The sequence below is a fragment of the Marinobacter xestospongiae genome (genome assembly GCF_023156385.1).
Classification (GTDB): Bacteria; Pseudomonadota; Gammaproteobacteria; order Pseudomonadales; family Oleiphilaceae; genus Marinobacter; species Marinobacter xestospongiae.
Genome location: NZ_JAKZAK010000016.1, coordinates 22,431 through 36,744, shown reverse-complemented (window position 1 = coordinate 36,744; position 14,314 = coordinate 22,431). Strand labels below are relative to the sequence as shown.

General features: G+C 64.5%; 11 protein-coding genes. 1 reads left to right on the top strand and 10 read right to left on the bottom strand.

Annotated elements, in window-relative coordinates:
* Positions 1 to 21: 21 nt before the first annotated feature.
* The 8 genes from MLD24_RS12500 to MLD24_RS12465 all read right to left on the bottom strand — a co-directional run bounded on the left by MLD24_RS12500 (position 22) and on the right by MLD24_RS12465 (position 11,171).
* A complete protein-coding gene (locus MLD24_RS12500; protein WP_248166887.1) occupies positions 22 to 2,013 on the bottom strand; it encodes an acetoacetate--CoA ligase in 1,992 nt (663 codons plus the stop codon).
* A gap of 30 nt (positions 2,014 to 2,043) precedes the next feature.
* Complete coding sequence (locus MLD24_RS12495; protein WP_248166886.1) at positions 2,044 to 2,823, bottom strand: 3-hydroxybutyrate dehydrogenase; 780 nt, start codon at positions 2,821 to 2,823, stop codon at positions 2,044 to 2,046.
* Between the two features lie 31 nt (positions 2,824 to 2,854).
* Entirely contained in the window at positions 2,855 to 4,219 is a 1,365-nt protein-coding gene (locus MLD24_RS12490; protein ID WP_227172949.1) for a TRAP transporter large permease, read from the bottom strand.
* Positions 4,219 to 4,869, bottom strand: coding sequence for a TRAP transporter small permease subunit (locus MLD24_RS12485; protein WP_248166885.1), 651 nt, complete (start codon positions 4,867 to 4,869; stop codon positions 4,219 to 4,221). The genes MLD24_RS12490 and MLD24_RS12485 overlap by 1 nt, the downstream gene beginning before the upstream one ends.
* 111 nt (positions 4,870 to 4,980) lie before the next feature.
* Entirely contained in the window at positions 4,981 to 6,030 is a 1,050-nt protein-coding gene (locus MLD24_RS12480) for a TRAP transporter substrate-binding protein (protein ID WP_227172951.1), read from the bottom strand.
* A 327-nt stretch (positions 6,031 to 6,357) separates the two neighbouring features.
* Positions 6,358 to 7,770, bottom strand: a complete 1,413-nt coding sequence (locus MLD24_RS12475; RefSeq protein ID WP_248166884.1) for a sigma-54 interaction domain-containing protein — start codon at positions 7,768 to 7,770, stop codon at positions 6,358 to 6,360.
* A gap of 116 nt (positions 7,771 to 7,886) precedes the next feature.
* The gene (locus MLD24_RS12470; protein WP_248166883.1) at positions 7,887 to 10,013 is read right to left on the bottom strand and encodes a D-(-)-3-hydroxybutyrate oligomer hydrolase; all 2,127 of its coding nucleotides are present in this window, start codon (positions 10,011 to 10,013) and stop codon (positions 7,887 to 7,889) included.
* 318 nt (positions 10,014 to 10,331) lie between these two features.
* Positions 10,332 to 11,171: a LysR family transcriptional regulator gene (locus tag MLD24_RS12465; RefSeq protein ID WP_248166882.1), complete on the bottom strand. Its 840-nt coding sequence runs from the start codon at positions 11,169 to 11,171 to the stop codon at positions 10,332 to 10,334.
* A gap of 123 nt (positions 11,172 to 11,294) precedes the next feature.
* Between MLD24_RS12465 and MLD24_RS12460 the strand changes: the two genes are divergently transcribed.
* Positions 11,295 to 11,990, top strand: coding sequence for a Crp/Fnr family transcriptional regulator (locus tag MLD24_RS12460; RefSeq protein WP_227172955.1), 696 nt, complete (start codon positions 11,295 to 11,297; stop codon positions 11,988 to 11,990).
* Positions 11,991 to 12,037: 47 nt separating this feature from the next.
* Here MLD24_RS12460 and MLD24_RS12455 read toward each other — a convergent pair whose 3' ends face one another.
* Positions 12,038 to 13,450: a 4Fe-4S binding protein gene (locus tag MLD24_RS12455; RefSeq protein ID WP_248166881.1), complete on the bottom strand. Its 1,413-nt coding sequence runs from the start codon at positions 13,448 to 13,450 to the stop codon at positions 12,038 to 12,040.
* Entirely contained in the window at positions 13,447 to 14,295 is an 849-nt protein-coding gene (locus MLD24_RS12450; protein WP_248166880.1) for an FTR1 family iron permease, read from the bottom strand. The genes MLD24_RS12455 and MLD24_RS12450 overlap by 4 nt, the downstream gene beginning before the upstream one ends.
* Positions 14,296 to 14,314 lie beyond the last annotated feature (19 nt).

Sequence of the window (14,314 nt, the reverse complement as noted above, 5' to 3'; positions counted from 1 at the left end):
GCTGGCCAGAGGGTCGGGGACTCAGCCCGCCGGCATCAGGCCAACCGCCGACAACGCCTCGGCAATCTGGTCCAGGGCCTGGGGGTTGGCCAGGGCGTCACGGTTGTCACTGCGGGCGGCACCGTTGATCAGTCGGGCCACCGCCAGCTCCACCTTCTTGCCGCTGCGGGTGTAGGGAATGTCCGCCACCTGCACAATGTGCCGCGGCACATGGCGGGGGCTGGCACCCTCGCGGATGCGGGACTTCAACCGCTTCACCAGGGCTTCATCCATAGCCTCGCCCTCGGCCGGCACCACCAGCAACACCACTTCCACATCGCCGTCAATCTGGCGTCCGACCACCAGGCTGTCTTTCACCGCAGCCTCGGTCTCCACCTGCCGGTAGATCTCAGCGGTACCGATGCGCACACCGCCCGGATTGAGGGTAGCGTCGGAGCGACCGTAGATGATGGCGCCACCGTGCTCGGTGAACTCGATGAAGTCACCATGGGCCCAGACCCCCGGGTAGGTATCGAAGTAGGCGCCGTGGTAGCGACTGCCATCGGTGTCGTTCCAGAAACTCACCGGCATCGACGGCAATGGCTGGCGACACACCAACTCGCCGCGGCCCTGGGAGACCGGCTGGCCGTCGTCACCGTAGGCCACCGCATCCACGCCCAGGAAACGGCACTGAATTTCGCCCCGGCGCACCGGCAGCAACGGTGTCGCGCCGACAAAACAGCCACAGATATCGGTGCCCCCGGCAATGGACCCCAGCAGCGCCTGGGGTGCACCGTCGCTATAGATCCAGTCGTAGTCCTCAGGCAACAGCGGCGAACCGGTGGAAAACACCACCCGCAGCGGGCTCTGGTCCAGGGTCTTCGCTGGCGCCAGCTCGGCCTTGCGACAACCGGCAATAAAGCGGGCACTGGTGCCGAAGTGGGTGACCTTTTCGTCCGCCACCGTCTGCCACAGGAAATTGAGGTCGGGATAACCCGGCGAGCCATCGACGGTGATCACCGCGGCCCCGGTCAGCAGCGCTGACGCTTGCCAGTTCCACATCATCCAGCCACAGGTGGTGAAGTAGAGGAAACGGTCATCGGCGCCAACGTCGCCGTGCAGCATCAGTTCCTTGGCGTGGTTGACCAACAGCCCACCGGCACCATGGACGATGCACTTGGGTTTGCCAGTGGTACCGGAGGAATAGAGGATGTAGACCGGATGCTCCGGCGGCAACGGGGTGTAGGAAGGCGCCTGGCCCTCACCGGCCGCCAGCGCGTCCTCCCAGGTGGTCACCCGGTCACCGGATATCGGTGGCTGGTCCGGCAACTGCTGGACACTGACCACGCAACGCAGCGAAGGCAATCCAGCGATCAGTTCGGCAAACTCCTGCTGGCGCGGGAACACCTTGCCGCCGTAGCCGTAACCGTTCACCACCACCAGCGCCGCCGGTTCAATCTGGCTGAAGCGGTCGTTGATGGCACCAACCCCGAAGTCCGGCGATGCCGAGCTCCAGATGGCTCCCAGACTGGTAGCCGCCAGCATCGCGACCATGGCTTCGTAGCCGTTGGTCACCACCCCGGCCACCCGGTCGCCGGCGACAATGCCCTGGCCACGCAGGAACGACTCCAGCGCCCCCACATCCGCCTTTAGCTCGGCGTAGCTGCGGCGCAGCACAGGCCGGGTTTCGCAGTAGGCGACGATGGCTTCCCGGTCCGCCAGCTCACCCTCGGCGTGGCGCAACAGGTTGGCGGCGAAGTTCAGGGTCATGCCGGGGAACCAGTCGGCACCGGGCATGGTACGACGCCCAAGCACCGCATCGGCCGGACGGTCGCAGATCAGACCGCAGAAGTCCCAGACCTTCTGCCAGAAGGTTTCCAGATCGTCGATGGACCACTGGTGCAGGGCGTGGTAATCGGCAAACGGGCCATGGCCCTGCTGCTCCAGCCAGTGTTTGAAACGGGCCATCTGGCTGTTGTTGAGGGCCGACTCGGTGGGGCTCCACACGACATCGGCGGGTTGGTTGTCAGTCATGGTGTTGCTCTCTCCTGTTCGCGCTGCCGTTTACTGCATGTGCCAGCCATGGCTTACCACCACCGACTGGCCGGTGAGGGCCGCCGAGGGGAAGGCAGCCAGGTGCACCGCCAGTTCCGACACGTCCTCGACGGTGGTGAACTCACCGTCGACGGTGTTCTTCAACATCACGTTGCTGATCACCTCCTGCTCGGAGATGCCCAGTTCCTTGGCCTGTTCCGGAATCTGCTTGTCCACCAGCGGCGTGCGAACAAACCCCGGACAAATGATGTTGCTGCGGACGCCGTGGCTGGCCCCCTCCTTGGCCACCGCCCGGCACAGACCGAGCATACCGTGTTTGGCCGCCACATAGGGCGCCTTCAGCGGTGACGCCTCCAGCGAGTGGACCGAGCCCATGTACAGCATCACCCCGCCATCACCGGCGTACATCTGCTGCAGCGCCGCCCGGGTCACCAGGAAGGCACCGTCAAGGTGTACCCGCATCACCTTCTGCCAGTCGGCAAACGCCAGCTTGTCCAGCGGGTCGATGTGCTGGATGCCGGCATTGGCGAGCGCAATGTGCAGGCCTCCCCACTGGTTGACGATCTCCGCCACACCGCGATCTACCGCCTGCTCATCGGTGACGTCCATGGCCAGTCCCATGGCGGTGCCACCGGCAGCCTCAATGGCGCGGGCGGTGTCGGTGGCGGCATCGCCGTCGAGATCGGCCACCGCCACCCAGGCGCCCTCACGGGCATAATGCTCGGCAATGCCGCGGCCAATGCCACGGGCACCACCGGTGATCAGCGCAATCCGCTTGTCTAAACGCATTCTTGAATCTCCTTAAACAACGTCACCGGGGCTAGTCGTAGGCGACACTGGGCAGCCAGGTCGCGATTTCCGGCACCAGGAACACGATGGCCAGGGCCACCAGCTGGATAATGATGAACGGCACCACACCCCGGTAGATATCGGTCACCTTGATCTCCGGCGGCGCCACCCCCTTGATGTAGAACAGGGCGAAACCCACGGGCGGCGTCAGGAACGAGGTCTGCAGGCACATCGCAAAGAGGATGGTGAACCACACCAGATCAAAGCCCAGCTGCTGCACTACCGGCGCCACCAGCGGCAGGATGATCAGGGTGATTTCCACCCAGTCGAGGAAGAAGCCCAGCAGGAACACCCCGAACAGAATGGTGAGGATCACGCCATAGGGGCCGAAAGGCAGACCCAGCAGCGCACTCTCGATCACCTCATCACCGCCGAGACCCCGCAGTACCACCGAAAACGCCGTCGCCCCCAGGAAGATGGCAAAGATGAACGACGCCGTGCGGGTGGTCTGGTAGAGCGAGGACCGCAGCACCGGCAGGTTCAGGCGACCGGCAAACAGCGCCAGCAACAGCGCGCCCAGAGCCCCTACACCAGAGGCCTCGGTCGGCGTTGCCAGACCGGCAAAGATCGACCCCAGTACCCCCAGGATCAGCGCCGCGGTGGGCACCACCGCCTTGCAGACCTCCCAGATCACACTGATATCCACCTTGCCAAGCCCTTCCGGCACCGGCGCCACATTGGGCTGCAACAACGGTCGCAGGATGGCGTAACCGACGTACATGGTGCCCAGCATCAGACCGGGCAGGAAGGCCCCCATGAACAGGTCGCCCACCGACGCCTCGGGCACCGCCAGCCGGTCCGCCATCAGTACCAGCATGATCGACGGCGGAATCAGGATGCCCAGGGTGCCGGTGGCACAGGCGGTGCCGACGGCAAAGCCCTTGTCGTACTTGTTCTCCATCATCACCGGCAGGGACAGCATGCCCAGCAGCACCACCGAGGCACCGATGATGCCGGTGGTGGCCGCCAGCAGCACACCGATCACGATCACCGTGACGGCATAGCCACCACGCACCGCTCCGAACAGCTTCACCATGCTGTTCATCAGTCGCTCGGCAATGCCGGACTGATCGAGCATGATGCCCATGAAGATAAACATCGGCAGCGCCACCAGGGTTTCGCTCTCCACGATTCCCCAGATCCGCTCCGGTGCCAGCCCCATCGACGAGGGGTAGTCAAACCACAGGTTGGCGCCGAAATTCTCCACCGCCACCACACCGACCACGGTCCAGATCACCGCAGTACCACCCAGCACCCAGGCAACCGGGAAGCCGGTCATCAGCAATGCTCCAAAGGTCAGGAACATGCCAATTACGAACAGGGTTTCAAGCTCCATCAGGCCGCATCCCCTTGTTGATCTTGTGAATGGGTCTCAGGCTGCGACGTCCGCGGTTTCAGCGGTCGCGGAAAACCGAACAGCAGCGCGGTCACCTTGAACAGGCGGGATACCGCCGCCAACGCAATCAGCATGAAGGCCAGGGCCAGGATGGCCTTGAGAACCCAGCGATGGGGCAGCCCCGCGGGCGCCTGGCTGGTTTCCCCGACCTGGTAGGAGCTGAGGGCGTAGGGAATCATTTCGTAGATCGCGATGCCCAGGAAGGGCAGTAGCAGTAACAACAGGCCGAACAGTTCAATCCAGCCCTGGGTCTTCAGACTCAGGCGCTCGTGGATCACGTCCACCCGCACGTGGTCATCCACCACCAGGGTGTACGCCAGCCCCAGCAGCCAGCCGGCGCCGGCAATGTGCCACTGCAGTTCCTCCAGCAGCACCGAGCCCTGGCCAAAGGCGTAGCGGCCAACCACCGCCCAGATGATGACCCCGGTTACCACCACCCAGAACCAGGAGGCCAGCTTGCCGATTGCCGTCAGCGCCCGGTCGAGCAGGCGACTGATAGCGGTATCCGGCAGTTCGGTGTGGTGATGGATAAGCTCATCGGCATCGGTCACGGTCGGGTGACCGGAGGGTCCTTGATCAGACACCGTCATGGAAGAGTCCTCGCTTAACAAGCCAATACTGCGAAGCAGCCATGATCCCGGAAGACCATGGCTGCGGCTCGCCAGGCCGGCAACGCCGGCTGGCGGTTGACGCGCCCCGGATTACAGGTCGCTTGGCAGGTAGGCGCGGCTGTCCCACACCTTGTAGGTTTCCATGAATTCCTGCTGGCTGTCGTAGACCCGTTTGAAGTCGGCGTCACGCTCGGACTCCTCCTCCAGCACTTCCTCAGTCACTGCCTTGAGCTCCAACAGTACCTCGCGGGGGATCTGGTCAGCCTGGACACCTTCGTCCTGGAAGCCGGCCAGCACCGCACCGTTGCGATACTCACCCTCGGCCAGACCCAGGGTGGTGGCGGCGGTACAGGAGGCTTCTACCAGCGCCTGCTGGGACTCGCTGGCGCCATCCCACTCATCCTTGTTGATCAGCAGGTACTGGGCAGTGAACTGCTGGTGCCAGCCCGGGAACAGGTTGTACTTGACCACCTGGTTGAAGCCCAGGATCTGGTCGATGGCGGGCATGGAGAATTCGGTGGCATCGATGGTGCCTTTTTCCAGCGCCTGATACAGCTCGCCACCCGGAATCATGGTGACGGACGCGCCCAGGCGTTCCAGCACCTTGCCGCCGAGACCGGCGAAGCGGATCTTCATGCCGTCGTAGTCTTCCAGGGTTTCGATCTTGTTGGCGTACCAGCCCGCCGTTTCGGGCCCGATGATGCCGCAGAGCTGGGCGTGGACGTTAAAGCCCTTGTTGGCGTAGACCTGTTGCAGCAGGTCATGGCCGCCACCGTAGTAGTACCAGCCAATGTAGGCCCAGGGCTTCATACCGAAGGGAACCGCGGCGAACAGCGGTACCGCAGGCACCTTGCCCTGGTCGTAACCGATCCAGGTGTAGCCGGCGGATACCTTGCCGTCGGAGACGGACTGCAGGATATCGAATGGTGGAACCAGCTCACCCGGCTCATACACCCGTACCCGGATGCTGCCGTTGGAAGCGGTGGTCAGGTTGTCAGCTACCCAGGCAGCGGGAGAGCCCAGACCGGGCAGGTTGGTGGCAAAGGCGACGGGCATTTTCCAGCGCAGGTCGTCGGCAACGGCACTGGTGGACAGGGCGATAGCACCGGCAACGCCGGTCATGGCCTTGAGCAGTTTCATCGATAAGTCTCCTAATATTGTTCTTGTAGGTTGCCCGCCTGGCATCGTCGGGCGGGTCTGGCCAGAGTGTAGTCAGACAGCGCAGGAAACAGGAAAGACTGAGGACGGTAGGGTTGAGCTGTCGGCGTCATTCTTGTTTTCTGCGTTGTTCTGACGTCCTGCCTGACAGGAATAGCAGACACCGTGCCAAACTAAAAAAATACAATAAAAACAGGAGACTAAAAGAAAAAACGCGATGTAGCGGAAAACCGAAATGTCCTGACTTCCAGACACACTTAGACAGAAGTCTAAAAGCCCCGTCCTGAAAACCGGACAGGCGTCCAGAATTCAGGACATTCGCGCCAGCTTTTCGTACAACACCGAACGGGAGATGCCCAACAGTTTCGCCGCCCGGGTGCGGTTGCCGCGGCTGGCCACCAGGGCCTCCTCAATGGCCTGCCCCTCCGCTTCTGCCAGGGTCTGGGCCAGCGGCCGGATGGGCCGCGGCACCAGCGATGGCGAGGGCCGATTGCCGCCGCGGGGCAACACCTTGAAGATGGCATCGGCATCCAGGCGGCCGGAGTCTTCCCCCATGGTCAGTGCCCGCTCCAGCACGTTGCGCAGCTCGCGGATGTTGCCGGGCCAGTCGTAACCGGCCAGCGCCGACACCGCAGCGTCGGTGATCTCGCCCCGCAACTCCAGACCCTCACACAGGTCTTCCAGAATGGCCTCGCACAACACTCCGAGATCCGGCAGCCGATCCCGCAGTGGCGGAATGGGGATTTCCAGTACGTTCAGGCGGTAATAAAGGTCGGAACGGAAACTGCCCTCCGCCATCATCACCTCCAGGTTGCGACTGGTGGCGGCTATCACCCGCACGTTCACCGGCACCACCTTGTTGGAGCCCAGCGGTTCGATCTCACCTTCCTGCAGCGCCCGCAGCAGCTTGGCCTGCAGTGCCAGGGGCATGTCGCCCACTTCATCCAGGAACAGGGTGCCGCCGTTGGCGAGCTGGAACTTGCCGTCGCGGTTGCGGCGGTCCGCGCCGGTGTAGGCCCCGGGGGCGACACCGAAGAACTCCGCTTCCAACAGATTTTCCGGAATCGCCGCGACATTCACCCCCACGAACGGGCGGTCGGCGCGTCCGGAAGCCGAGTGGATGGCCTGGGCCAGCACCTCTTTACCGGTCCCGGTTTCCCCCAGCAGCAGCACCGGCACGTCCCGGCCAGAGGCCAGGCGGGCCCGGCGCTTCACTTCCAGCGCCGCGGGGCTGGCCCCGACGAAATCCCCCAGGCTGTAGCGGGTGCCGCGGGTCTTACGCGCCAGGGCCTTACGGGCCGCCACCAGATCCTGGTGCAGCCGGCGGTACTTGCTCACCAACGGGGTCAGTGGCTGCAGGTCGTCGTACAGCACAAACGCCACCGCCCCCATGATGTCGCCGTCCTCATTGAAGAACGGCAGCCGGGTCACCACCAGTTGCTGGGTGTCGTGCTCCATGATGTCGAGCAGCAGCGGCTGGCCGCTCTGCACCACCTCATGCATCCGGGTCTGGGGAATGACACCTCGAACATCCTGGCCAATGACCCCGCGGGGATCGGGCAGCCCCAGCAGGGCGGCATAACTGGCGTTGATCCAGGTGATACGGGCATCCCGATCCACGGCGATGGCGCCGGCACTGGCTTCCTCAAACATCGGAAACAGCGCTTCGATCAACTCCCGGGTCAGCCCACTTTTGTTGTTTTGGCTAAACGGCTTGGTCATGAACTCGCTACTGGCTGGAAAAAAGTCTGTCATGATGATGAACCTGCCAGAGGTTATCCCGCGGGACCGGGGTTGGCAATCCAGGCCACCAACCGCCAGCCCCGCAACGTGGGGGATCAGTCCGGGATGCGGACCTGATTGTCAACGAAGTGGATACGATCCGCCTGCGCCGGCGCCGGCTGGATCGCCGGCAACTGCGCCAGGGTCAGCGCTGGCGCGCCAGCACCACGGGGCTGGGGCCGTACCACCTGGCTCGGCGGCAACTCGGCCCCGGTGGTCAAGCGGTCGTACACCAGATCCAGCGCCTGCAGGTAGTAGTGGTGCAGCGGCACATAGCGGGCATCAAAGCCGGGAAAAGCATTGAATGCATCCAGGTGATGGGCGTTCAACACCTCGTAGTAACGCAGCCCGGAGGTGTCACCCTCAACCCGGCGGTTGAGACCGAAGTAAGGCCGCGAGGTGTGGTTGATTGGCAGGATGGCGTCGGCCCGCCCGGTCACAAACACCGCCGGTTTGCCCTGCAGATCACCACTGGCCCGCACCGCCTCGATACCAGAGCTGACGCGCTCGGCCTGGGCCTGCAGCGGGGCCGACAGCGCATCGCCGGTGACCGGATCGAGGCCGTCCACCAGACTGCGCAGGCACAGCAGCGCATCCAGGCCATGGTCGGCGAGGCCGCTGGAGGTGGAGACCGCATCCGCCAGACGGGTGGGCGCCCCGGCGGCCTGGTCATACACCAACTGCACCCCGGACGTCGGCGGAATGCCGTTGCTGGTGGCGAACAGGGCCGCCTCCTGGGCATCCGTCAGCGGGATCACGGTGCCCTGGTCACCGGTGGCCGCCAGCGACAGGCCGCACAGCGGTTGGTTGACCGGGAACTCGCCATAGGCGTTGGCGTAGGTCATGGCGATGGCCTGGGCCACGGACGCACCGTAGTGGCTGGGCGCCACCAAGTTCTGCTCCGGCTGGATGGCGTACTCGTCGTTGAGAATGCGCAGGGCATCGGTGGCCTGCTCGTCCAGGGTCGCCCCCGTCACCAGGCCCGTGGCCGCCAGCGCGGCACAGGTAGTCTCGTTGACGCCGACGTCGTTCAGCGCGGCATTGAAGGGGGCGTCATCCCGCACCGCCGGCGCCCGGTTGGCACAGCCCTGGTAAAGGGCAATGGCGGAGGTGTAGTCCAGCAGGCTGCGGCTGTGCCCGGTAATGACCGGGCCATCGCCCTGGCGCAGGGTGAAGCTGCTGTCCGGCGTCGGATTGATGTTGGGCTCGGATACTGCAACACCGTCAATCCAGCCGTTATCATCAAGCTCGGCCGCCCGCACCGAGGCACCGCCACCGTTGGAGACGCTGGAGGCGATCACCAGGGTGTTTTCCGGTGTCAGCACCACGGTACGGCCATCGTCGCCGTGGGGTTTGCCATAGCGCTGGTTCAGCACATAGAAACCGAACTCGATTGACTGCAACACATGGCGGCCCCAGTCCGCCTCCGGGTTATCCCGGGAATGGGCGTGCTTGAACGCCAGCCGGTCCGGGTGACTGGTGTTGAAGGCCTGGCGTTCGGCGTCGGTGAGATCGGCGCGAAACAGCACCGGCGTGTCGTCGTCATCACTGAGGGTGCCGTCCAGACGCTGGGCGTTATTGGTCATCAGATTGTGGCTGCCGGTTCCGGTGCCCTTGTCGGTGTACACCACCGCGCAGCCCTGTTTCAGCCCCCATTCTCCGGCGGTACCGATGGCACCGTAGATGCCGCGGGAACCGGAGGACGGTGCGGTCACCATGCAGGCCTGTTCGATGTCAAAGCTGGCGGGCACCTGCACCATCACGGTGACCGGGTGATTGGCGCCGGGCACCGTTGCCAGGGCCAGGGTTTCGGAGCCTGCCACCAGGCCATCGTCGTTACGCCCCACCTGGGGGCCGTAGAGCCGGCCATAGCCGCCGTCGGCGGTCATGTCCGCCAGTGCCCGGTAGTTGGTGTAGATCGCCAGGCGGCGCAGTTCCGCCGGTGTGGGATTGAGGCTGTCGGCAAACGCCGGCGCGGTGGCGCTGGCCAGGCCGCTGCCGCCGAGACCGGCGGTCAGCAGATCGTCGGTGATGCCGTCGTAATCCTGCTGCTGAACCTCACCGGTGATGAAGCCGGGCAGGGTATTGAGTTGGGGAGAATCGTCGTTGTCGGAGCTGCAGCCCACCAACAGAAAGGCTGCCGCCAGGCCCGTGGGAACGGCCAGCCGTGCGCGATTGGTCATGACATGTTTCCTTACCGGTGTTGTTGTTATTGATCCGCGTCCCAGCGACCAGGGAACCTCTGATTAACGTCGCCGGACGCCGCAGCCACCGATGCAGATCCCGGGCCAATGATCTAGATCTTTAAAATTCAATGAGTTACAGGAATCAAAGCTGCGCGCAGCCTGAGCCTGTCCGGATACCAGGACAGACAGAATCCGGCGATCGCCAGTCTTCACGTTGGCAGGGTGGGCTCTGGAGGCAACAGCAGGCTTTCTCAGCCGGCGTCCTGATATCCGGACACCGTCCCGCTTTCCGGACAGCCCAGAGGCAGGCGCAGCTCAGTCCAGCACCGACCGCAAACCGTCGATGGCTTCCACCAGACCATCCGGCTGGCGTTCCCGCGACCACACCACGTAGGAGGGGTAGGGAAATTCCGGCGCCAGCGGTACCCGATGCAGCTCACCACGGGCCAGATAGGGCCGAACCGCCCGTTCACGGAAATAGCCGGCGCCACCGGCCTGGAGAATGAAGCTGAGCGCCAGCGGCCCGAGACCCACAAAGACGTTGGAACGCCGCAGGGTGGGAAAGGCCTGATCGTGGCGACGGGAGAATTCATCCCCCCAGTCAACATAGACGTATCGGTCCGGGGCACTGATGGCCCCCTCCGGTTCGGTACTGACCATGATCAGCCGCTCATCCTGCAGCAGTTCGGTGGCCAGGTCCGGGTGGTACAACGGCGAGTACATCACCGCGAAATCCAGCAGGCCGCGCTCCACCTTGTCCAGCAGACTGGCGGGCTCTTCCACATGGGTACGCAGGCCGATGTCGGGGTGATGCTGGCGCATCCACACCAGCCAGTTCAGCAACAGCGGGCTCCACAGGCTCTGCTCCCCGCCCACGGCCAGCATCTGGCGCTGCTCCGGCGCCATATTGACCTCATGCTGGGCCCGCTCCCACACCTGGATCAGCGCCTGGGCATGGCGCTCGAAGCGGCGGCCTTCCAGGGTCAGCAGGGCACCATGGCGGCCCCGATCGAACAGGGTTCGACCCAGTTGAGCCTCGAGGGTTTTGATGCGGGCGGTGACGGTGGTCTGGGACACACTGAGCCGTTCGGCCGCCTGCATAAAGCTCCCAACTTCCACCACCACCAGGAATGTTCGCGCCAGTTCGGTATCCATGGCCGAACCTTACCTCAAAATAATTGCTGGTTAGTAGCAATATAATTCGTTATTTATGCATTAATGAGGGTGGGATACTGGCTCCGCCAATGTCGGCCAACCTTTTCTATCCGTAGGCTTGTCATGACCAATGCAATCGAACACCGCGACGTTTGGTCGTCCCCCTGCCTGCTGGGACAACCCGACGCTCACCTGCTGACACCGGAACCCGCCGGACGGGAACTGGCCCTGGTAAACAGCCTATCCCGGGTCTTCGGCATTCACCTGAAATCCGCCGGGCGGGACACCGACCATCCCATGCTGAGCAACCTGACGCGGCTGTTCCACCGGGTGACGGTGGACGCTGACACCGCTCTGGAGCGACATCAGGAAGCCTGGTCCAACGTCTACTTGATCCAGCACGGGGTCACCCGGCTGTTCCGTGAGGCCCCCAACGGCAAGATTTCGATTCACCACTTCTTCGCCGAAGGCGACCTGGTGTGGCCAGTGTTCGGCCGCAGCCGGACCATGCGCAACACCCTGTGCCTGTCCACCGTCACCCACTGCACACTGTGGGCTGCGGACTTCCAGGCCTTCCGCGCCACCATTCGCAAACACAGCGAAGGCCAGTGGGCCCGTTTCGCCCTGGCGCTGACCGAGGAACTGGCCGAGCTGGCCACCATGCGGGAGTTCCACAAGCAGACCCTGTCGGCAAAGGAACGCTACGACCTGCTGGTGCGCGACTACCCCGAGCTGGTGCAGCGGGTACCGGACAACCAGCTCGCCGCCTGGCTGGGCGTGGTGCCGGCGACCTTCTCCCGCCTCAAGCGCGCAAGCTGATCCACTGAGCGCGGAGCTGGCACCAAGCCACGTTTCAGCCCCGCGCGTCACGACCATCCCCAGAACATCAGCCACCAGGCGGCCAGTATCGACAGGATCGCCAGCAACGGGCCAACCATGGCCACCATCCGCCGCCCACCGGTGGCATAACCACCTGCGATCTTCCAGGCCAGCACCGCACTGGCAAGGGCGCCCAGCGCCAGCAATGTGGCGCGGGCCTCGTTGACCCAGCCCAGGCGGATACCGTCATTGCCCAGCAGCGTCACGGTAATGCCGGTCAGCCCCAGGAACACCCCCAGCCCCGCCAACGGGATTAGACAGTAGCCCAGGTGCCAGAGCCGCGACCAGGACCAGCGCCCCAGCAATCGGTTCGCCAGCGCCAGCAGCATCGCCAGCACCGATCCCAGCAATGCACCGGTGGCGGTGATGTAGAGCAGCAGGGTGACGCCATCGAGCAGGTTGAAGACGTCGTTCTGCGCCGGGTAATTGGTGAGAACCCAGGCCGGCAATGTGGTGGTGAGCGGCCACAGCCAGTCCCAGGACACCAACCAGGTGGCAATGGTCTGCTTGAGGGCCACAAACCAGGGGCTCACGGTCCACTGGAACGACCCCACCGCCACGCCCAGAACGCCGTAGAGCAGCAGCACAAACTCCCAGCCGGTGGGCTGGCCGTCCCGCGGTGGCCGGATCACCTCGCTCGCCGGCGCTCGTAACCGCAGCCGGATCGAGGACTTGTAATCGCTGCAGCGGCCGCACATGTGACAGTCGCTGGTGCTGTCGAGCTGCTTCAGGGGAATCAGCGGCCCACAGTCCGGCGCGGGCGAACGCGGGCGCTGGTGTCGGGTTTCACGGTTGAACCGGACCCAGGCGGCCTGGTCGGTGTGGAAATGCACCGGCGCCAGTTTCGCCAGCAGGCCGAACACCCCCCGCACCGGACACAGGTAACGGCACCACACCCGCTTACCCTTGCCATACACCAACCCCACCAGAGTCGCCGCCAGCGTTGAGCCCCCCAGCACCACCAGGGCACCCAGCGGATACTGGTAGACGCTGGCCATCTGGCCGTAAAGGGTGGTGCCCAGGAACGCCACGAACGGCCAGCCGGGCCAGCGAATCCAGGCCGGAATCGGCCGTCCCAGCCCCACCCGGCTGGCCGCCTCGGTGAGGGTGCCCTCCGGACAGAACACGCCACACCAGACACGCCCCAGCAACACCATGCTCACCAGCACGAAAGGCCACCACAGCCCCCAGAACACAAAAGCGGCGAAGACCGTCAGATGAGAGAGGATCTGGGCCTGGTGATCCGGCAGCGGCAGGCACGCCGGCACGATCAGCAGCACCGCGTACACAACCACCACCGTCCACTGAATCCGCTGAACCCACCGCCGGTGGCGACGCAGGCCATCGCCAATCGCCGCCAGTCGCGAAGGCCTGGCCGTCGCGGGCTGGCCCAACGTCATACCGCAGTCTCCGTTGACAGACTCGCAGCGGGCCGACGCCGCTGCCAGCGCAGTCCAACGGCCACGATCAGCCAGAACAGGCCGTAGGCCAGCACCATGGTCAGGGCCGGCCAGGCGCGGTAGCCGGCGAAATCCGCCAGCAGTGCCCCCACGCCCTGGCCATCGTCGAGCAGCCAACGGCTGTCCCACAGCGGATCAGGGCCCGCTGGCAACAGCCCCAGGCCGATCAGACGTTCCACCCCGGCAACCAGCAGTGAGGCAGCCAGCATTAGCAGCAGTATCTCAGTCAGGCGGAAAAACAGCCGCCAGGAGAACAGCCGGGTACCGACCTGCAGCAGGGCAAACGTCAGTAACGCCACCGCCAAGCCACCGAGGGCTGCCAGGGTGAACGACGCCAGGGCGGCCGGGGAGTCCTGGGCCAGGCCCATGCCATACAGGAAGATCAGCGTTTCCGAACCCTCCCGGGCCACCGCAATCGCCACCAACACGGTGATGCCCCAATGGCGGGAGTTGTCAGTGGCGTGGCTCAGCCGCTGCTCGATACCGGCCCTGAGGCCGGCGCCGTGGCGGCGCATCCAAAACACCATCTGTACGATCAGTGCGCTGGCGACCAGCACCATCACGGCCTGAAAGATCGCCTGGCGTTCACCCTGCAGCCAGCCGTCAGCCTGCATCAAACCGATCCCCATCAGCCCGGCCAACGCCACGCCCACGGCGACGCCCAACCACAGGTAACGCTGCCCGGCACCGCCGGAGGTGCGGGCCAGCCAGGCGTGAACAATACCTATCACCAGAATCGCCTCAACGCTCTCGCGCCAGACGATGAAGAAAACCTGTTCGGGCATGCCGGACTCCTTACGATGG

Coding starts and splice junctions, on each gene's coding strand:
- MLD24_RS12500 (WP_248166887.1), bottom strand. CDS start 2,013: ATGACTGACAACCAACCCGCCGATGTCGTGTGGAGCCCCACCGAGTCG.
- MLD24_RS12495 (WP_248166886.1), bottom strand. CDS start 2,823: ATGCGTTTAGACAAGCGGATTGCGCTGATCACCGGTGGTGCCCGTGGC.
- MLD24_RS12490 (WP_227172949.1), bottom strand. CDS start 4,219: ATGGAGCTTGAAACCCTGTTCGTAATTGGCATGTTCCTGACCTTTGGA.
- MLD24_RS12485 (WP_248166885.1), bottom strand. CDS start 4,869: ATGACGGTGTCTGATCAAGGACCCTCCGGTCACCCGACCGTGACCGAT.
- MLD24_RS12480 (WP_227172951.1), bottom strand. CDS start 6,030: ATGAAACTGCTCAAGGCCATGACCGGCGTTGCCGGTGCTATCGCCCTG.
- MLD24_RS12475 (WP_248166884.1), bottom strand. CDS start 7,770: ATGACCAAGCCGTTTAGCCAAAACAACAAAAGTGGGCTGACCCGGGAG.
- MLD24_RS12470 (WP_248166883.1), bottom strand. CDS start 10,013: ATGACCAATCGCGCACGGCTGGCCGTTCCCACGGGCCTGGCGGCAGCC.
- MLD24_RS12465 (WP_248166882.1), bottom strand. CDS start 11,171: ATGGATACCGAACTGGCGCGAACATTCCTGGTGGTGGTGGAAGTTGGG.
- MLD24_RS12460 (WP_227172955.1), top strand. CDS start 11,295: ATGACCAATGCAATCGAACACCGCGACGTTTGGTCGTCCCCCTGCCTG.
- MLD24_RS12455 (WP_248166881.1), bottom strand. CDS start 13,450: ATGACGTTGGGCCAGCCCGCGACGGCCAGGCCTTCGCGACTGGCGGCG.
- MLD24_RS12450 (WP_248166880.1), bottom strand. CDS start 14,295: ATGCCCGAACAGGTTTTCTTCATCGTCTGGCGCGAGAGCGTTGAGGCG.